Here is an 18,370-nt window from a genome sequence, read left to right as displayed (position 1 = left end):
AAACGTATTTAAAATTTTCTTTAAAAATGTGAAAAAAATCACATGACAAAGCGCTGACCGTGTGATATATTTAACACATAGAAAGCAAGTTCATTTTTTCACAAACTTTCATTCCGAATAGGAGAGATTACAATGACAACTTTTGAAACGGATTATATGACTAGAAACCTTCTGCAATTATGCTATAACTGTGATGATGCACATCTCTGTGAAACTGAAGAACAATGCAGAGCCTGCTGGGCGGAGAACGGAATGCTTCCGGAAGAAGAGAACGAAACCAAGCAACTCTTAGATCTTGTACATGCTTAATATTGATAGGCAGAATGAACGTTTTTAAAGACCACTTGTGTTCTCAAATCTGAGAGCCGGGTGGTCTTTTTGGTAGGCAGCCTGTCGTCTGCTGACGGCAAATATGGTTTTCATCTTTTTGTGATGCTGTATGAACCGGAACAGGCATATACATGTACAGAAGCGACTGCAGTTATGCGGAAAGCTGAAAATGGGGATTAAGGAGGAATAAGTCATGGGGATAGGCCCGGATTCTTCTTGGATGTTTGATCTTACCGGGACGGTAATACCGATTTTTCTCGCCCTGATGATTGGCATTGTCGCTGTATCTGCTGGCAGAGGGCTGCTTCAATGGAGCCGGAACAACAGCTCACCCCTGTTGACCGTTCCTGCCCGGATCGTCAGCAAGCGCAGTGAAGTCCGCCAGCAGCAGCTTCAGGATGAGAATCAGAGCAGCCGCACCAGTACAACCTACTATTTGACCTATGAGACGGACCAAGGCGTCAGGATGGAATTTAAAGTGGACGGAAATGAGTTCGGCATGAGCGCAGAAGGAGACAGAGGTGTGTTGACTTACCAAGGTACAAGGTATCACGGGTTTCAGCGCAGTCTTCATTACTCCACAGCTGATTAATTTAACTGTCTGTGATACGAATTTGGCTCGGTTTACAATAGACCTGAAGTTACTGTACAATCCCCTTGTTTCCGGTCTGCGAAGCAAGGGGATATTTATATTGTCTGGATCTATACCTAATAATAACTAACAAGGAGCTATGAAATGATGAATTATTTGCATAAAACTGTAATTGTCACTGGAGCCGGCCATGGTATCGGCAGAGCGATCGCCGAAGCTTATGCCTCCGAGGGAGCCGGCGTAATTATCGCAGAGCTCGATAAAAGCACAGGAGGCATGGCGGCAGCCGAAATCTGCAGTCAAGGCGGAACTGCTGAATTTGTCGCTTGCGATGTAAGCAAGGAGGAGGACATTATTGCACTGGTTGCCCACACAGCAGCAAAGTACGGAACCGTTGATATTCTGATCAATAATGCAGGCATTGCGAATCCGCATACCTCTACGCTGTACGAGCTGTCTGTGGAGGAGTGGGACAAAGTATTCAATACGAATGCACGCAGTGTATTTCTGGCAACCCGGGAAGCAGCCAAAGTTATGCGCAATAATCCGCAAGGCGGAGCCGTCGTAAATCTGTCATCAACCCGTTCATTGATGTCAGAACCGAATACGGAAGCCTATGCGGCGTCCAAAGGAGCCATCGCTGCCCTGACCCATGCTATGGCGGTTACGCTGGGGGAAGATGGCATCACGGTAAACTGCATCAGTCCGGGCTGGATCGAGACGGGGGATTATGCGGAGCTGCGTGAGATTGACCATAGCCAGCATCCTTCGGGACGGGTAGGCAGACCTGAGGACATCGCCAGAGCCTGTCTCTATTTAACGGCACCGGATAATAATTTCGTTACAGGAGCACAGCTTATCATTGACGGTGGTATGACCCGCAAAATGATTTATGAGCCATAACTATGCAATCCAAATAGCGGAAAGAAAATAGGCGTGAACTGTCACCTCTTAGGCGAATGCACATACAATACAGCGAGCAGTCAAGAGATGTGGAAGCTTGCGAAGCAGGTTGTGCAAGAAGTCCGGCAAGAAGCGGATGCCTTCAGAACTGCTACGAAGCAAAAGGAGGAGAATGTGTGGCCGTCATCAAAGCGAACTCGGAAGATGTGAAGGTGCTTGCGCGGCTGATGCGGGCGGAAGCCGAAGAGGACGGAGAAGCCGGCATGCTTATGGTCGGGAATGTCGGTGTCAACCGGATTCTCGGCAATTGCCTGGACTTCAACAATATCCGCAATATGAACGATATGGTGTTTCAAAGTCCAGGTGGCTTTGAAGCGCCCCAGAAGGGGTACTTCTATCAGCGTGCCCGGGAATCCGACATTCGCCTGGCCCAAAGAGTCATCGCCGGAGAACGACGCTGGCCGGCGTCTAATGCCTTATGGTTCTTCCGTCCTGTAGGCGATTGTCCTGCTACCTGGTATAACCAGCAGAACACCGGCCGCTACAAAGCTCATTGCTTCTTTACTCCAACCAGCGCGGATTGCCCGGCTGTATATTAGTACAGCCGGCCCTGCGGGGAGAGACAGAGTGTTTCCGTAGTCTGTCTCCCCCGCTGAAACTGGCAAGCGAAAATTGTGTCGCAGCATGTTCTAAACGAAGTGTATTCAAGGAAGCAAATGCTGACAAAACTTTTAGGAGGTTTTACACAAATGATAGGTCAACCTTACCGTCCCGTTACTTATATGATTGGCAGTACTTCTTCTTCCACTGGCATGAACGGAGGCGGAATGCCTGCCAGCGGCTTCATGGGCAGCATGCCGCCTCAAGTCACCAGCGGGAGTCCCATGACGCCTACAGGAAGCGTGATGCCGACCACAGCCCCGGCCTTTGAACAATCCTACATTGAGAACATTTTCCGCCTCAACCTGGGCAAGATCGGGACCTTTTATTTCACATATGAGAACAACAAGGATTGGAATGCCAAGGTTTACAAAGGCGTGCTGGAAGCAGCCGGGCGGGATCATATCATTATCAGCGATCCAGCTACCGGACAGAGAACTGTGCTGCTGATGATTTATTTCGATTATGCCACCTTCGATGAGCCGCTTACTTATCAGTATCCGGGAGTCATCGGAAATCCACCGGTCGCCCGCAACTTCCGTTAATCCACCTGAACAACTATCCATAGAACACATTTTGTAAACGGCAGTCCGCCTGGAAATGGGGGCTGCTGTTTTTTTGTACTATAAGCAGTGCCCTGCCGGAATCTGGCGGGGCATTGTCTTACCATGTAGCATTTAAGCCAAAAATGGCTAGAAGGGCAAAGCTGAACGCGTCAAGTTTGACGGAGAGGGTGCGGAAGATTTAACATATATAAAAGCGCATCTACGACTTTTTTGCATTCGTTAACCTTGTTTTATACCTTTTATACGGAGTATGTCCCTAAGAAGGAAAACTAGATCATATTTTTACTCCGGTTTACACCTGTTTTTATGGAGTGAGTAATAATATAATAATGTATATATTTATAATCCGTGATTCTAGTCAGGAGTTGAAGGCATTGGGAAATTGATACTGAAAGGAACGTTTGGCGTTTCACAAGCTAACATCTTGAAAAATCGAAGGAGGTGGGCCTATCCACCCGATACGAAGAACGGTGGATAGGAGTATAAATTGAGCGACCCTTTACCCGGTATATTACATGTAGGTCTTATTCTTTTGCTTGTGCTGTTTAACGGCTTTTTTGTTTCGGTTGAATATGCGATGGTCAAGGTACGAAGCGGCCGCATTGAAGCGCTGATTGAGGAGGGCAGTAAAAGAGCACCCGCAGCAAGAAATATTGTCCACAATCTAGATGCTTATCTGTCCGCCTGCCAGCTTGGCATCACGCTTGCCTCGCTCGCACTCGGCTGGCTGGGTGAACCGGCCATAGCTACGATTGTGGGACCGCTTGTAACGAGCCTAGGCTTCGGTGAAACAACCGTATACGTGATCTCCCTCATTATTGCCTTTATGTTCATCACGGTGCTGCATATTGTACTAGGCGAGCTGGCACCCAAGACAATTGCCGTGAACAAAGCGGAGAAGGTGCTTCTGCTAACGGCAGGTGCGATGAACGTCTTCTACCGGATCATGTATCCATTTATCTGGATCGTCAATGGGTTAGCAGGCGGACTGCTGCGTTTCTTCCGACTGGCACCGGCCTCAGAGCTGGCCACGGCGCATACAGAGGAAGAAATCCGCATCCTCATGCAGGAGAGCAACAAGAGCGGGCTGATAGACAATACAGAAATGGCTCTGGTGGACAATATCTTTGAATTTGCCGATACGATGGCCAGAGAGATTATGATCCCCCGAACCGAAATGATCTGTCTAAACAGTCATCTGACGGCAGAAGAGAACCTTGAGATTGCCTTTGACGGAATGAGAACACGTTATCCGGTTTGTGATGGCGATAAGGACCATATTCTTGGCTTTATCCACATTAAGGATCTCATCCGGGATCAGGCGCCAAAGTACAATGAATTGATTCGTCCGATTCTTACCGTTCCAGAGTCCATTCAGATCAGTGCGCTCCTGAAGGTGATGCAGCGGGCGAAGACTCAAATTGCCATTCTGATTGACGAATACGGCGGTACGTCAGGCATGGTTACGCTTGAGGATATTATGGAGGAGATTGTCGGAGAAATTCAGGATGAGTTCGATGAGGAGCGTCCCGGTGTTGAGCAACTGGGGGAGGATGAGTTTTCCATAGACGGCCTCATGCTGATCGAAGAGATCAACGACTCACTGGGGCTTCATATGGAGACGGAAGACTATGATACTATAGGCGGCTGGCTATACTCCAAGTTAGAAGTCAATCCGCCGCAAAAAGGGCAAAACGTTGAATTCGACGGCCATCTGTTCGTGGTAGAGGAAACCGAGAACAAGCGGATTTCCAGGATTAAGCTATTGAAGCTGCAGTTTTTGACGGAGGAAGCTGGAGCATAAACTTATTAAACATTACACAAAAAAGGCACTAGCGCAGGATTAGCGCAGTGCCTTTTTTTGTGTGTAATGCATTACCACAATTTAGCATTGGGAGACTGATTCGAGTCGTTTCTTGTCGGGTAAGAAAGTGTAATTAGCATCTTTGTACACATCTAACCGAGAGAAAGGAGAGGTCCAAATGCTAAATCATCAGAATCATTATAATGATCTGCTGGTCCTCTTTTCCATTGCGATAGCATTTCTATCCTGCTTTGCGGCCCTAGATCTGGCGGAAAGGCTGGTACGGGGCAGAAGAAGGTTGCCTTTTATAATATTGATGTCTTCTGTTCTGGGAATCGGGATGTGGAGTATGCATTTTATAGGCATGCGTGCCATGAGGCTGGAAACTGCGGTGTCCTATTATCTGCCCCTGATGATTGTCTCGCTGCTCATTCCAATCGCGGCTTCCTATGTGCTGTTTCAACTGTTTAATAACCCTCGTACACGCAGCAGAGTCTATCTTGGCTTAGGCGGGCTGCTCTTTAGCGGGGGGCTGCTCATCATGCACTACAGCGGAATTATGGCTATGCAGTATTCTGCAATCTATCAGCAAAGTCTATTCTCCATCATAATGTCTGTCTTATTCTCGCTTATTGTTCCTGTCATTACAGCCTCTTATGATCCAAAGTGGCTGGAGAATGCCTATAACATCTTTTCTGCCAAAAAAATAATACTTGTGCTTACCCTGACTGGAGCCTTGACCGGTACACATTATGCAGCGATGGCAGGGGTTTCTTTCATTACCTCAGATCGCGTTACCTATGCCGGGGATGCTCTGTTTCTGGAGGATTCACTGCTCGGGATGATTCTGGGAGGTTCATTTATTGCCATTGTAGCGGTTGTATTGGCACTTTTGTACAGGGACCGGAAGCGTGTAATCATCTCGGCAAAATTTAACGAGCAACGTTATGTAGCGTTGTTTGAGTTCAGTCCGGATATAGTGCTCTGCATCGACCCGGTACGCAAGAAGATTGTAAGCGCAAATCCGGCATTACGTCAGACGACTGGTTACGGTAAAGAAGAACTGAGAGATTACAAAAATATAATGTACAGCCTTGAAGATGAAATTGCACTTAAGGAGGCAGTGAAGCGGGCATCGTTAGGGCATTCGGCGAAGCTGGAGCTCGCGGTGAGAATGAAAAATGGAGTCAGGCTGATTTGCAGTGCAACGGTTTTTCCGCTGGTAAATGAGAAGGAGCGGTTTGTCTATATCGTTGCCGAAGATGTGACCGCGCTTGCCCTGTTTCAGCAGGAGCTGATTATTGCCAAAGAAGCGGCTGAAAGTGCTGTCCGGATGAAAAGCGAATTTCTGGCTACTATGAGCCATGAAATCAGAACGCCGTTAAACGGGATCATCGGAATAAATCAGCTGCTCGCTGACGAGATTCATCATCAGGAGCACCAGGATTTGTTGAAGCTGCAAAATAGAAGCAGTCATGCCTTGCTCAATGTGATTAGTGATATTCTGGATATTTCCCGCTTGGAGGCTGACGGCCTGCAGCTGCATAAGGAGCCTTTTCAGCTGTCAGTGCTGCTTAGGGAATGTATGAATCTGTACGAGGTCGTATGTAAAGAGAAAGCATTAAATCTCACACTCCAGGTTGCACAGGCCATCCCTGACCATTTAGTTGGAGACAGCGCTCGAATTCGGCAAATTCTTGTGAACTTGATTGGAAATTCCGTTAAATTCACCCATACAGGTGAGATTAACGTAGTAGTGGAACTGTGCCGTACGGAGGGAAACTCAGAACAATTGCAGTTTAGGGTGAAAGATACAGGCATCGGCATTTCACCCGACAAGCTTCCGCTGCTGTTTCAGCCCTTCTCCCAGGCGGATGCCTCTCACAGCCGGAAATACCCTGGAACGGGGCTTGGGCTAGCTATCTGCAAGAAGCTGATTGATTTGATGAACGGTACGATATGGGTCGATTCCCCGCAGGATGGAAAGACGGAATTCATCTTTAGAATCCCCCTGCATCCGATGGACCTGGCTAAGGAACAGCTTTTCAGCAAGGAAGGAGAGACCCCGAACAGTAAGTTGAAAACAAAGGCGGTGTGAGCTGAAGTTTGTTATGGAAGTTTGCCAAAGAGAGAACTTTAATTATATAATTTTAAATTATATGACTTTCATTACCCGGGTCCTGAGTGGACGGAAAGGAACTCTCTTTGAGCAAAAACAAACGAAACAGTGCCGCGGCTCCCCAACAGGGCAAGCAGGAGAAGCGCAGGGCAGAACAGGAAAAGCAGAAGCAAAAAACGAGAATTCTGATCTTCAGCACAGTAGCAGCCGTTATCATTATCTTTGTCGCTCTTATCATGCTGATTCCAAAAGGGAACTCTGACTTTAATTACAGCGAGATGCATAGACTTGGAAAAGAGGATGCTCCAGTCAAAATTGTCGAATTCGGGGATTATAAATGTCCGGCGTGTTCAGATTTTACCGGTACCATCAAACCTCAGCTTGTTGAAAAATACGTAACTCCGGGCAAAGCAGCCTTTTACTTCGTAAATATGGCCTTTATTGGACCGGATTCCGAAACAGCTTCATTAGCAGCTTTGTCTGTCTATCATCAGAACAGTGAAGCTTTCTGGACCTATTATGACGCAATCTATGCTAATCAGGGCGAGGAGAGCGAAGAGTGGGCGACCGCTGATTACCTGGTAAGCCTGGCGCAGAAAGAGAACCTGCCGATAGATTTTGACCTCCTGCGTAAAGACATTGAGGAACGCACCTATGAAAGTGAACTGCAGAGAGATATGAAGCTGGCCGAAGACAGCAAAGTGACCTCTACTCCTACTGTATTTGTTAATGGAGTCAAGGTAGACAAGGCCTTTGATATCAAAGCCATCGACTCGCAGGTGCAAATCGCCCTTGATTCGGCGGATGCCAAATGATGAAATTCTCTACCTTCTGCAGACGCCACTGCCTGTATCTGGCCTGGTTTGTTTCTGTAATTGCTGTAGCAGGAAGCTTGTATCTTAGTGAAGTGCTGCATTATGAACCCTGCAGGCTATGCTGGTTCCAGCGTATCTTTATGTATCCTCAGCTGATTCTGCTCGGAATTGCCACGTACCGGGGAGATAAACGCATCATTCCTTATGTGCTGCCTTTATGTCTGATAGGCGGGAGCATCTCCCTGTACCATTACGCGGAGCAGAAAATCCCTGCACTCAGTAAAATCTTGCCATGCACAATTGGTGTACCCTGCAATGAGGATTATTTGAACTTTTTAGGGTTCATTACGGTACCTCTGCTTGCGTTGATTGCTTTTGCTCTAATCGCAATTTTGCTCTGGACCGGGCGCCAAGAAGAGCCAGCAGAATAAGAAAAGGCTTTGCAGAATTTAGAGCATAAATATTTCCTTAATTTCTGTCACAATTAACATCCAAAACACTCAAAAATCACGGAACGCTGGGATAATGAAAGAGAATGAAAGATCCACTTATCCCCGATCTTGGATTTGAGCTTTTTGGATGTTTTTTCATTCTTTTTTCATTTTTTTCACCGCTTTACTGAAAAGCTATTGTAGACTATTATTAGTCCTTGTGAGAAGTTGAATATGCGCTGAATTTTCCGCAAGGAAAAACGGGGGAACCAAACTTGGCGGCAACGTCAATGGGGTGAATCGGAGGCAGGTCAGTATGACCGGAACCGTAGGGCTACCACAGCCCGAATCCGCCAGCTAACCTCGTAAGCAAGGGTGGGATAATGAGCATGCGTAAGCATGCGGATCATTTCCGTATGCTTATTTTTGTGCCTGCATTTATGAAACCTGCCAATGAAAACGGCGCGCGGTATTACCGTTTCAACTCAACAAAGAGAGGAACTGTTACTACAATGGTAAGCAAGGTAAAACGACTATTGATCGGGCGTCCGATGAAGTCGAACGAACTCGATCATGAAAAGTTATCCAAGGTGAAAGCACTGGCTGTTCTGTCTTCCGATGCACTCTCGTCTGTGGCCTACGGAACGGAGCAAATTCTGATTGTACTGGTGGCCGCGGGCTTCACCGCCATCTGGTATTCATTGCCGATTGCATTAGCCGTATTGGGCCTGCTGGCCATCCTTATTTTTTCCTATCGCCAGACCATCTTTGCCTATCCGCAAGGCGGCGGAGCGTATATCGTGGCAAAAAGCAATCTGGGCGTTCCTACCGGCCTCTTGGCTGGCGGCTCTTTATTGGTAGATTACATTCTTACGGTTGCAGTTAGTGCTTCGGCGGGAACGGATGCGATCACATCGGCCTTTCCGAGTCTTCATAATCATACTGTGCTTATTGCAGTCTCCGTCATTCTGATCTTGACGATTATTAATCTCCGCGGGGTGACGGAGTCCGCTTCATTTATTGCCATCCCGGTGTATCTGTTCGTGGTCTCTATCTTTGTACTCATCATTGCCGGGGTGTACAAATATATTACAGGCGGCGCTCATGCCGAAATCCCGGAGATCGGTTCCGCCGTTTCCAACGTCAGCCTGTTCCTATTGCTCAAAGCCTTCAGTTCCGGTTGTTCGGCACTCACCGGGGTAGAAGCGGTGTCGAATGCCATTCCGAATTTTAAAGCTCCAGCGGAAAAAAACGCCGCCAAAACCTTGATGCTGATGGGAGGCATCCTCGGATTGATGTTCACCGGCATTACACTGCTGGCGTACTGGTATGGGATTACTCCTAATGAGAAATCCACCGTCGTGTCGCAAATTGCCGAATCTACGTTTGGCCGGGGCGGTTTGTACTTTTTCATCCAAGGGATAACGGCCGTCATCTTGTTCCTGGCGGCGAATACAGCTTACTCGGCGTTTCCGCTGCTTGCGTTCATGTTCGCCAAAGATAAATATTTGCCTCATGCCTTCATGGTCCGGGGAGACCGTCTTGGCTTCTCTAATGGTATTATCTTTCTCGGAGTATTGTCGGCTGTGCTTGTAGCTGCTTTCCACGGAAATACAGAAGGGCTGATTCCGCTGTATGCAGTCGGAGTATTTATCCCTTTTACGCTGTCGCAGCTTGGCATGATGGTGCACTGGTTCAAAACGAAGCCGAAAGGCTGGCAGAATAAATTTGTAGTCAATACAATTGGTATGCTGACTACCCTGACGATTACGCTTATCTTTATCATCACCAAGTTTTCCAGCGTCTGGATGGCCTTCATCTTCCTGCCGGTTGTCATGTTCGTATTCCACCGCATTCACCGTCATTATATGAATATAGCTGATCAGCTTCGCATTTGTCCTGCCACGGATAAACCGCTGATTAAAGGAAGTACCGTTGTTGTTCCGGTTGCGGGTGTTACACGCGCTGTGCTGCATTCGATCAGTTACGCGAAGTCGTTAACAGATAATGTGGTGGCAGTCTACGTTGGTTTTGATGAAGAGGAGATTCACAAGATGGAGCAAAAATGGGAGGAATGGAACCCGGGTGTACGCCTGATCGTGCTTCGTTCCCGTTACCGCAGCATTCTCCGCCCACTGGTGAAATTTATCGATACCGTAGAGTGGAAGACCGCTACTACAGACCATATTACCGTATTGATTCCACAGTTCATTACCAAACATTGGTGGCAGGCGATCCTGCATAATCAGACCAGCCTGTTCATTCGCTCTTATCTAATGAATCAAAAAGATATAGTTGTAGCAACAGTGCCCTATCATTTGCACAAATAGGCAGATAAATATGGTTAGCAGAGGTTGTTTCCGTAGCTTGCGGAGGCAACCTTTTTTTATAGAACGAATAATTTTGTTGACAGGGATAATGAGAATCAATATCATTTAAAAAGTAAGGCGAAGGCCTCGGACACCTTTGACCATTAATGCATGTAAATACAGGAGGGGTTTTTAATGTTTTCGAACAATAAGAGATCAGGCAGCATGAAGCTGGCATTGATCGGATGTATGGCTATGACTTTGTTCTTGTCCGCTTGCGGCAATAGCAATAATGAGAATGCTGCAAATTCTGGAACGGAAGCTACCGCTGCACCTACGGCTACTGCTGAAGCAACGGCAGCGCCAACGAAAACAACTGCACCGGCTACAGAGAAAACGGTGACAGACGCCATGGGACATGAAGTCACGGTACCGGCTAATCCGCAGCGCGTACTTGCTTCTTATATGGAAGACTACCTGGTAACACTGGGCGTTACCCCGGTAGCGCAGTGGTCCGTGACAAACGGAACCCAGGAATATCTGATTGCTGATCTTAAAGATGTGCCAACCATCAGCTATGATCTTCCGCTGGAGGCTGTGACCAGCTTTGCACCGGATTTCCACATTGTGCAGTCTGAGTCCAGTGTGCAGAACGGTCTGTATGACCAGTTGAACAAAATCGCACCTACTTATGTCCTTGGTGACAAGATTAGCAAAGACTGGCGCAAATCGCTGCTCAAAATCGGTGAGCTCCTGAACAAGAGCGCTGAAGCTGAACAAGCCATTGCGGATTACGATCAAAAAGCAGCAGATGCAAAAGCCAAAATCAGCAGCTCCATTGGTGATGATTCGGTCGCCATTCTGTGGCTGGTGTCGAAGAACTTCTTTATAGTAGATGAAACACGCAGCAGTGGTGCCGTAGTGTACGGGGATCTGGGTTTGAAGCAACCTAACCTGGTTACTGAAATTCCTGCGGCATCCAGAGCGACCTGGAATCCGATCACGCTGGAGAAATTGGCTGAACTGACCGCAGATCATATCTTCCTGGTGAACAGTGACAAGACCGAAGCCTCTGACATTCTTAACGGAGCAATCTGGAAGGGTATCCCTGCGGTTAAGGCTGGAAATGTTCATGAACTTAGCGAGGCAAGCAGCTGGCTGTACAGCGGAGCCATTGCCAATTCCAAAACCATTGATGATGTCTTGAGTTTTCTCGTGAAATAATCAGCCTTAACTGTGTGTAGAGAGAACTCTTCAACGGTGGAGGGATGTGCAGGTTCTTGTATCTTGAGATACAATGACCTGCACCTTTTTTTAGGACATTAACTTAATCGTTCACAGTGAAAGTGCGAGCTGTGAAAGCTTGTACATAATTCAGATATTTGCGATAATGAGAATGATAGTTGTTCTCATTAGAGCATTGAACTCATCCTATTAAGGGGAAGACTTATGGTGTCATCCACACGTTCTATAACTAACAGTACAAATCCGTCAGGAGATCAACCGCTGAAGACAAGGCCGGTTGCTGCGGTAGTTATTTTGATTTTCGGCCTTGCCGCTGTCGTCTTTGGTCTGGCACTTTCCGTTTCGGTGGGTTCCGCGGATATTAGACTGGTGACGGTATGGGAGGCAGTCTTCCGGTTTAATCCGGATCTGCAGCAGCATCAGATTATTCGGGAACTGCGGATTCCCCGTGCTTTGGCGGGAGCGCTGGTTGGTGCTTGTTTCGCCGTCGCAGGAGCAATCATGCAGGGCATGACCCGCAATCCGCTGGCAGATTCCGGCTTGCTGGGTCTGAATGCCGGTGCCGGCGCAGGATTGGCGTTAGCTTTTGCTTTTGCGCCATCTGCTTCTTTTCTCTACATTATGCTGTACTGCTTCATCGGCGCAGCAGCGGCAGCCATTCTTGTGTTCGGGATTGGCTCGCTCTCCCATAGCGGCTTAACCCCGCTGCGTCTGACCCTTGCTGGCGCCGCTGTAAGTGCTATGCTGCTGGCGGTAAGCCAGGGAATCGCGATTCTGTTTCATCTGTCCCAGGATATTGCCTTCTGGATGGCAGGCGGGATCGGCGGGACGAATTGGACACAGCTTCGTATTTTGTTTCCCTGGATTGCGGCAGCTCTGATAGGATCTCTGCTGATCTCCCGATCCATTACACTCCTTAGTCTCGGACGCGATGTAGCGGCGGGACTTGGACAGCGGACCAGGCTAGTGCAAACAGCCGGGATTATTATTGTAGTGATTCTCGCCGGCTCCGCGGTTTCGACGGTTGGACCGATTGCTTTTGTGGGGCTGATTGTCCCCCATATTACACGTTATCTGGTTGGCGTCGATTACCGCTGGATTATTCCCTGCTCTGCAGTGCTCGGCAGCTTACTAATTGTATTTGCTGATATTGCGGCCAGAATGATTAACGCGCCTTATGAAACACCGCTAGGCGCTTTAATCGCAGTGATCGGCGTGCCGTTCTTTATTTACTTGGCGAGTAAACGGAAGGGGGAGCTGTCATGAGCAAAGCTCTGCGCTCACCCACCGGGAAACAACGCCGTACCCGGGAAGCAGCCATATTGACTTCACTTGCGGTTCTTATCGTGGTCATCTTTATTGTCAGTATGAACACCGGGTTAATGCGATTATCACCGCTGGATGTCTTACACACAGTCTTTGGAGAGGGAACGCAGCAGCAAAAGCTGATTCTCTTTGATTTCCGGCTGCCGCGCATAGTGATCTCGCTGCTTGTCGGCGCAGGGTTTGCGGTTTCCGGCTGCATTCTGCAAAGCTTGTCGCGCAATGCGCTGGCGGAGCCTTCCACACTGGGAATTAATGCCGGTGCCGGGTTTGCGGTGATTATCTTTATCTCATTTGTTCCGGCAACCTCGGCAGCTCCAATCTTTGTTCTTCCGCTGCTGGCGCTGGCCGGAGCAAGTCTTACGGCTGCACTTATTTATTTCCTGTCTTTCCGGCGTGAGGATGGCCTCTCGCCGACAAGAATGATACTTATTGGGATCGCTGTAGGTGCAGGCATCTATGCTTTCCAATTGATCCTGTCGTTAAGGCTGGATCCGCAGAATTATCAGTTTGTGGCGATCTGGATGGCCGGTAAAATCTGGGGCGGCGACTGGAGATTTGTGCTTGCGCTGACACCTTGGATAGCTATTTTGCTGCCATTTGCGTTCTACAAAGCCCGGGTGCTGAATGTACTTAACCTCGGGGACCAAACCTCGGCGGGGCTGGGCATGCCAGTGGAGAAGGAACGCATTCTGCTGCTGGCCGCCGCAGTCGCGCTGTCCGGCTCCTGTGTCGCCGTAAGCGGCGGCATAGGCTTTGTGGGGCTGATTGCGCCCCATCTCGCCCGCAGGCTCGTTGGACCGAAGCATCAGGTGCTGCTACCTGCCTGTGCCTTAATCGGCGCGCTGCTGCTGCTTACCGCGGATACTATCGGCCGCTGGATTCTGCAGCCGGCTGAAATACCGACAGGTATTGTAGTTGCGCTGATCGGCGCTCCCTATTTCCTATATTTACTGGCCAAATCAAAGGCCTGATTAACTAAAGGGGCAAAATGCTCCATAAAACTAAGCGAATGCTTACAAAGTCAGTTTTATTGCGTCGTTAATCTTAAAGGAGCGCATGCTCCATAAAATTTTTAAGGAGTGAAGATCATGTCGGAACGTTTGAATACAGAACAGCTGAGTATTGGTTATGCGGAGACTACGATTGTTAATGGGTTGAACCTGTCTCTCCCAACAGGGAAGATCACAGCGCTGGTAGGAGCGAACGGCTCCGGGAAATCCACGATTCTCAAGACGATGGCGCGGATTATGAAACCTAAGAGCGGCAATGTTATGCTCGACGGCAAATCAATTCATACCCTATCTACTAAAGAAGTGGCTCGTCAACTGGCCATCCTGCCGCAAAACCCGACGGCTCCGGACGGACTGACTGTATCCGAACTGGTTGGGTACGGGCGTTACCCGCATCAGAAGGGCTTCGGCACAATGACTCCTGAAGACCGCGCGATTATCGCCAATGCGATTTCCGTTACCGGGATGGAAGAGTTCCATGATCGTCCAATCGACCGCCTCTCCGGTGGACAGCGCCAGCGTGCCTGGATTGCCATGGCTCTGGCACAACAGACAGATATCCTGTTCCTTGACGAGCCGACCACGTTCCTTGACATGGCTCACCAGCTGGAAGTACTGCAGCTGCTGCAGAAGCTGAACCAGGAAGAGGGCCGCACAATCATTATGGTGGTGCATGATTTGAACCATGCCTCCCGCTACGCGCAGCATATGGTAGCGATCAAGTCAGGCACCGTCATCAGCGAAGGGAACCCGATGGAGGTTATGACACCAGATGTGCTTCGCAAGGTATTCGGAATCGAATGTGATATCGTTCCCGATCCGCGTACAGGTGTACCTTTATGCCTTCCTTACGAGCTTGCTGCTTATAAAGCTGTCGGCATGTAATTGACAAGTGAAGGATTAGCTAGGGGAATTAAGGAGGAAACGGAATGAATGAGGCACAGATAAAAGACATAGGCAGCAAATTTGATCTTTATCCATCTCCTCCAGAGGAGGCGAGGTATTCATTTACAGCGCAGGATCTGATTAGTGTAGAGGGTATGAGAGCATTTATGGACTGCTACAGACCGCTGATGAAGGCGCTGGACGATAAGGCTGTAGCTGCATACTTCGGCGGCTGGTTCTCCAGCGTGGCGCTGGCAGTACAATATACGGTCTCGTTATATTCCAATGTGCCGGTGATCAACTTATCTAATTTGCGCATTCATCTCATTCCGGCGAGCGGGTATTGCCGCGTTGCCTTCTCTTTGAATTCCTGGGTGATAGAGCCAGCGCCTGCTGACGAACAGGGTCGGGTTACTTGGCGTAATAAAGTGTTCACAGAGTTCTACAGAAACACAGCAAGCCCGCTGCTGCGTACAATGTCTGCCGCCAGCGGTTTGATACTGGGGGAGATCTGGGGACAGCTCCCGTCTAAGTTCAACTACTACATTGAAATGCTTGCAGCAGGCAACAGCAATAAGGAATTTCTGATTCACGTGCAGGACGACTACAGTTATCTGAGGAAAGGCCTGGCTGCGGAAGTGTTCCAGCTTCCCAGAAATCCATTTGATGTTGAGGTACGCAAGATCGAATCGCTTGCTGATCCAGAGCAGAGGGTACACATGCGTAACCGCTGCTGTCTGTATTACCGGACTGAAGGCGGAAGTGTCTGCTATACCTGCCCCCGTCTGAAAGAAGAGGAACGGGCCACACGTAGAGCCGAATACCGCATTCAAGCTGCATCGCCGCAGGTTTAGGATATAACTGTAAGAATTGTTTCATACTAAAAATAGCAGGCATACCGCAGCAGGCTCCCGTCATTGACAAGGGAGCCTGTTCGTTGTTAAAGTTGTGGTTGCCATAGTTCAAAGTAAAGCTGGATCAACATAAACATTATAGAAGGTAAGATTTATTATTTTCATAGCGTAAAAGGAGCATGAAAGATGAATATCAGCAAAATTCAAGAGGATCTGCAGCAACTGGCTCCAGCCGGTACGGTAAAAAGCCATGAAGTGCTTAAGGATTATGTATTCACCCAAATGGGCGGCCGTGCAGATATACTGGCTGAACCTGCCACTTATGAGGAAATTCAAAATATTGTTACATATGCCCGGAAGAATGATATTCCTCTCACAGTACTGGGAAATGGTTCAAATGTAATTATCCGTGACGGTGGAATCCGCGGGATCGTCCTGCAGACCTCAGGCCTTAACAGTATGGGAATTCAAGGAGATCTTCTGTACGCCCAGTGCGGTGCTAAGATCATTGATGTATCCAGGTATGCTCTGGAGCAGGAACTGGCAGGTCTTGAGTTTGCCTGCGGTATCCCCGGAACAGTTGGCGGTGCTCTCTACATGAATGCTGGCGCTTATGGAGGCGAAGTTAAGGATGTGCTGCAAAGTGCACTTGCCATCAATAAGGCAGGGCAGCTCGTCACCCTGCAAGGGGATGAGTTTCAGTGGGGATACAGACAAAGTGTCTTTGCTAGCGGTGAATATATTGTGCTGGAAGCCAGATTCGCACTAAATCCGGGAAATGCTGCTTTAATTAAAGCTTCCATGGATGAATTGACCTATCTGCGTGAATCCAAGCAGCCGTTGGAATACCCGTCATGCGGCAGTGTCTTTAAGCGGCCGCCGGGCCGTTATGCCGGACAGCTGATCCAGGAAAGCGGGCTTCAAGGGACCCGGATTGGCGGTGCGGAAGTCTCGCGTAAACATGCCGGATTTATTGTCAACGCAGATAATGCCACTGCGAGCGATTATATCGGACTTATTCAGCATGTACGGGCTGCAGTGAAGGATAAATTCGGAGTCGAGCTGGAGACTGAAGTGGAAATTATCGGAGAAGAATAACTTCATATCGTTGGCCGCGGGAGCAATTACCGCGGCCTTTCTTAGCATAAAGACATGTGCAGTGGGCTCTTAGTATTCCGATTAGCTTATGGAGAGAGCATACTTGGCTCTATCTGTCTGGAGTTCCGCGTTATCTTCACCAAGATTATCCAAACGTAGTCCGCTGACGGCAATTTCATAACTATGCTGTGGAAGCGGCACAAGTTCACCATCCGCATTCAGGGTATTGCCTGAGCCTCTTAAGATAAGCGCATCATCCAGATAATCATCGATCGTATCCTCAGCGGTGCGGTACTCTACGGTTTCCAATTGAAAGTGGACTGTATCGAGATCTTCAAGCTCCTGCTTTTTGATTACAATGGTTGTGATTGCGTGAGCATCGAGCCAATCTATAAGCTTCTGTACCGTTTGATCCATAAGTTGATCCCATCCTTATTTAAGAGATTATAAATTCTAAGTTACCCCTTTCGTTGAAATTGAATCCATATTTCTGAAACAGTTCCTTGGGATATTCTCAATTTCTACGAATAAGCTTGAAGGAAAGCAAACTTTAGGCAAAGGCGGGTAGGCCATTGATTCAGCTTACGGAGGTATCGAAATCGTTTCAGGAGAAGCGGGCGGTAGACCGGCTGTCTTTTTCAGTGGGGGAAGGGGAAGTATTTGGCTTTCTAGGCCCCAACGGGGCGGGGAAAACAACAACCATTCGCATGATGACCGGACTGCTTCAGCCCAGTGAAGGACAAATAATGATTAATGGCATGAATATTTCACAACATAAAAAGAAGGTTCACGCTCAGATCGGGGTTGTCTTTGAGCTGCCAAATCTTTATGTACGCAGTTCGATCCGCGACAACCTTGAACTTTTTGCCGATTTGTACGGTGTGGCCAAGGGGCGGGTGGATGAAGTGATGGGCAGCCTGCAACTGGAGGAACGACAGAAATCCAAGGTTGGCAGCTTGTCCAAAGGCTGGAAGCAGCGTGTGTTAATCGCCAGAAGCCTGCTGCACAGGCCCAAAGTACTGTTTATGGATGAACCGACAAGCGGATTGGATCCCAACTCGGCGGCGCTTATCAGGAAATACATAATGAGGATTAAGGCTGAAGGAACTACGATTGTCATCACCACCCATGATATGCATGAGGCGGAGGAGTTAAGCGACCGTGTAGGCATTATGCATGCTGGACGATTGGTCGCACTGGATAACCCGCAGAGCTTGAAAAGGGCTTACGGAAAGGCAGAGATTGAAACCGAATACTGGCAAGAGGATCAAGTGATGAGCACATCCTGGCCATTGGCGGACGAGATGACGAAAGACCACATTTGTCAGCTAATGGCGAGCGGGAAGCTTATCAGCATGCATAGCAAAGAAGCTTCTTTGGCAGACGTATTTGCCGCCCTGACGGGAAGTGAGCTGAGTTGAGT

Annotated in this window: 18 protein-coding genes and 1 riboswitch; of the genes, 17 read left to right on the top strand and 1 reads right to left on the bottom strand. The window is 48.5% G+C overall.

What is annotated here, in order from left to right:
• The first annotated feature begins 132 nt into the window (after positions 1-132).
• The 16 genes from NSS79_RS18635 to murB all read left to right on the top strand — a co-directional run bounded on the left by NSS79_RS18635 (position 133) and on the right by murB (position 16,947).
• A complete protein-coding gene (locus NSS79_RS18635; RefSeq protein ID WP_342435650.1) occupies positions 133-309 on the top strand; it encodes a hypothetical protein in 177 nt (58 codons plus the stop codon).
• Between the two features lie 220 nt (positions 310-529).
• A complete protein-coding gene (locus tag NSS79_RS18630; RefSeq protein ID WP_038599942.1) occupies positions 530-922 on the top strand; it encodes a DUF2500 domain-containing protein in 393 nt (130 codons plus the stop codon).
• A 147-nt stretch (positions 923-1,069) separates the two neighbouring features.
• The gene (locus NSS79_RS18625; RefSeq protein ID WP_342440398.1) at positions 1,070-1,825 is read left to right on the top strand and encodes a glucose 1-dehydrogenase; all 756 of its coding nucleotides are present in this window, start codon (positions 1,070-1,072) and stop codon (positions 1,823-1,825) included.
• Between the two features lie 176 nt (positions 1,826-2,001).
• Positions 2,002-2,424, top strand: coding sequence for a cell wall hydrolase (locus NSS79_RS18620; RefSeq protein WP_342435649.1), 423 nt, complete (start codon positions 2,002-2,004; stop codon positions 2,422-2,424).
• A 150-nt stretch (positions 2,425-2,574) separates the two neighbouring features.
• On the top strand, positions 2,575-3,030 hold the full coding sequence (gerQ, locus tag NSS79_RS18615) for a spore coat protein GerQ (RefSeq protein ID WP_342435648.1): 456 nt from the start codon (positions 2,575-2,577) through the stop codon (positions 3,028-3,030).
• Between the two features lie 508 nt (positions 3,031-3,538).
• Positions 3,539-4,855, top strand: a complete 1,317-nt coding sequence (locus NSS79_RS18610) for a hemolysin family protein (protein WP_342435646.1) — start codon at positions 3,539-3,541, stop codon at positions 4,853-4,855.
• A gap of 178 nt (positions 4,856-5,033) precedes the next feature.
• A complete protein-coding gene (locus NSS79_RS18605) occupies positions 5,034-6,953 on the top strand; it encodes an ATP-binding protein (protein ID WP_342435645.1) in 1,920 nt (639 codons plus the stop codon).
• 107 nt (positions 6,954-7,060) lie between these two features.
• Positions 7,061-7,789, top strand: a complete 729-nt coding sequence (locus NSS79_RS18600) for a thioredoxin domain-containing protein (RefSeq protein ID WP_342435644.1) — start codon at positions 7,061-7,063, stop codon at positions 7,787-7,789.
• Positions 7,789-8,220 carry a disulfide oxidoreductase gene (locus tag NSS79_RS18595; RefSeq protein WP_341097689.1) on the top strand — a complete coding sequence of 144 codons (432 nt, stop codon included), beginning with the start codon at positions 7,789-7,791 and terminating at the stop codon, positions 8,218-8,220. Before NSS79_RS18600 ends, NSS79_RS18595 begins: the two co-directional genes overlap by 1 nt.
• A 227-nt stretch (positions 8,221-8,447) precedes the next feature.
• Positions 8,448-8,607: riboswitch (cyclic di-AMP (ydaO/yuaA leader) on the top strand.
• Between the two features lie 125 nt (positions 8,608-8,732).
• Positions 8,733-10,550 (top strand): APC family permease, encoded by a 1,818-nt coding sequence (locus NSS79_RS18590; RefSeq protein WP_342440397.1) that lies wholly within the window; start codon positions 8,733-8,735, stop codon positions 10,548-10,550.
• A 174-nt stretch (positions 10,551-10,724) separates the two neighbouring features.
• Complete coding sequence (locus tag NSS79_RS18585) at positions 10,725-11,753, top strand: iron-hydroxamate ABC transporter substrate-binding protein (protein ID WP_342435643.1); 1,029 nt, start codon at positions 10,725-10,727, stop codon at positions 11,751-11,753.
• Positions 11,754-11,978: 225 nt separating this feature from the next.
• Positions 11,979-13,040 (top strand): iron ABC transporter permease, encoded by a 1,062-nt coding sequence (locus NSS79_RS18580; RefSeq protein ID WP_342435642.1) that lies wholly within the window; start codon positions 11,979-11,981, stop codon positions 13,038-13,040.
• Positions 13,037-14,071 carry an iron ABC transporter permease gene (locus NSS79_RS18575; RefSeq protein WP_342435641.1) on the top strand — a complete coding sequence of 345 codons (1,035 nt, stop codon included), beginning with the start codon at positions 13,037-13,039 and terminating at the stop codon, positions 14,069-14,071. The genes NSS79_RS18580 and NSS79_RS18575 overlap by 4 nt, the downstream gene beginning before the upstream one ends.
• Before the next feature lie 117 nt (positions 14,072-14,188).
• Positions 14,189-14,995 carry an ABC transporter ATP-binding protein gene (locus NSS79_RS18570; RefSeq protein WP_342435640.1) on the top strand — a complete coding sequence of 269 codons (807 nt, stop codon included), beginning with the start codon at positions 14,189-14,191 and terminating at the stop codon, positions 14,993-14,995.
• 44 nt (positions 14,996-15,039) lie between these two features.
• Complete coding sequence (locus NSS79_RS18565) at positions 15,040-15,849, top strand: (2Fe-2S)-binding protein (protein ID WP_342435639.1); 810 nt, start codon at positions 15,040-15,042, stop codon at positions 15,847-15,849.
• Positions 15,850-16,035: 186 nt separating this feature from the next.
• Positions 16,036-16,947 carry a UDP-N-acetylmuramate dehydrogenase gene (murB, locus tag NSS79_RS18560; protein ID WP_342435638.1) on the top strand — a complete coding sequence of 304 codons (912 nt, stop codon included), beginning with the start codon at positions 16,036-16,038 and terminating at the stop codon, positions 16,945-16,947.
• 81 nt (positions 16,948-17,028) lie between these two features.
• Here murB and NSS79_RS18555 read toward each other — a convergent pair whose 3' ends face one another.
• Positions 17,029-17,364, bottom strand: a complete 336-nt coding sequence (locus NSS79_RS18555) for a hypothetical protein (protein ID WP_342435637.1) — start codon at positions 17,362-17,364, stop codon at positions 17,029-17,031.
• A gap of 155 nt (positions 17,365-17,519) precedes the next feature.
• On the opposite strand from NSS79_RS18555, the gene NSS79_RS18550 reads away from it, so the two are divergent.
• Complete coding sequence (locus tag NSS79_RS18550; RefSeq protein WP_342435636.1) at positions 17,520-18,368, top strand: ABC transporter ATP-binding protein; 849 nt, start codon at positions 17,520-17,522, stop codon at positions 18,366-18,368.
• Positions 18,369-18,370: the final 2 nt, after the last annotated feature.

This window comes from Paenibacillus sp. FSL L8-0436 (genome assembly GCF_038593025.1).
Lineage (GTDB): Bacteria > Bacillota > Bacilli > Paenibacillales > Paenibacillaceae > Paenibacillus_AQ.
This window is presented reverse-complemented; position numbering and strand designations above follow the sequence as displayed.

Coding starts and splice junctions, on each gene's coding strand:
- NSS79_RS18585 (WP_342435643.1), top strand. CDS start 10,725: ATGTTTTCGAACAATAAGAGATCAGGCAGCATGAAGCTGGCATTGATC.
- NSS79_RS18575 (WP_342435641.1), top strand. CDS start 13,037: ATGAGCAAAGCTCTGCGCTCACCCACCGGGAAACAACGCCGTACCCGG.
- NSS79_RS18580 (WP_342435642.1), top strand. CDS start 11,979: ATGGTGTCATCCACACGTTCTATAACTAACAGTACAAATCCGTCAGGA.
- NSS79_RS18595 (WP_341097689.1), top strand. CDS start 7,789: ATGAAATTCTCTACCTTCTGCAGACGCCACTGCCTGTATCTGGCCTGG.
- NSS79_RS18570 (WP_342435640.1), top strand. CDS start 14,189: ATGTCGGAACGTTTGAATACAGAACAGCTGAGTATTGGTTATGCGGAG.
- murB (WP_342435638.1), top strand. CDS start 16,036: ATGAATATCAGCAAAATTCAAGAGGATCTGCAGCAACTGGCTCCAGCC.
- NSS79_RS18635 (WP_342435650.1), top strand. CDS start 133: ATGACAACTTTTGAAACGGATTATATGACTAGAAACCTTCTGCAATTA.
- NSS79_RS18625 (WP_342440398.1), top strand. CDS start 1,070: ATGAATTATTTGCATAAAACTGTAATTGTCACTGGAGCCGGCCATGGT.
- gerQ (WP_342435648.1), top strand. CDS start 2,575: ATGATAGGTCAACCTTACCGTCCCGTTACTTATATGATTGGCAGTACT.
- NSS79_RS18605 (WP_342435645.1), top strand. CDS start 5,034: ATGCTAAATCATCAGAATCATTATAATGATCTGCTGGTCCTCTTTTCC.
- NSS79_RS18565 (WP_342435639.1), top strand. CDS start 15,040: ATGAATGAGGCACAGATAAAAGACATAGGCAGCAAATTTGATCTTTAT.
- NSS79_RS18590 (WP_342440397.1), top strand. CDS start 8,733: ATGGTAAGCAAGGTAAAACGACTATTGATCGGGCGTCCGATGAAGTCG.
- NSS79_RS18555 (WP_342435637.1), bottom strand. CDS start 17,364: ATGGATCAAACGGTACAGAAGCTTATAGATTGGCTCGATGCTCACGCA.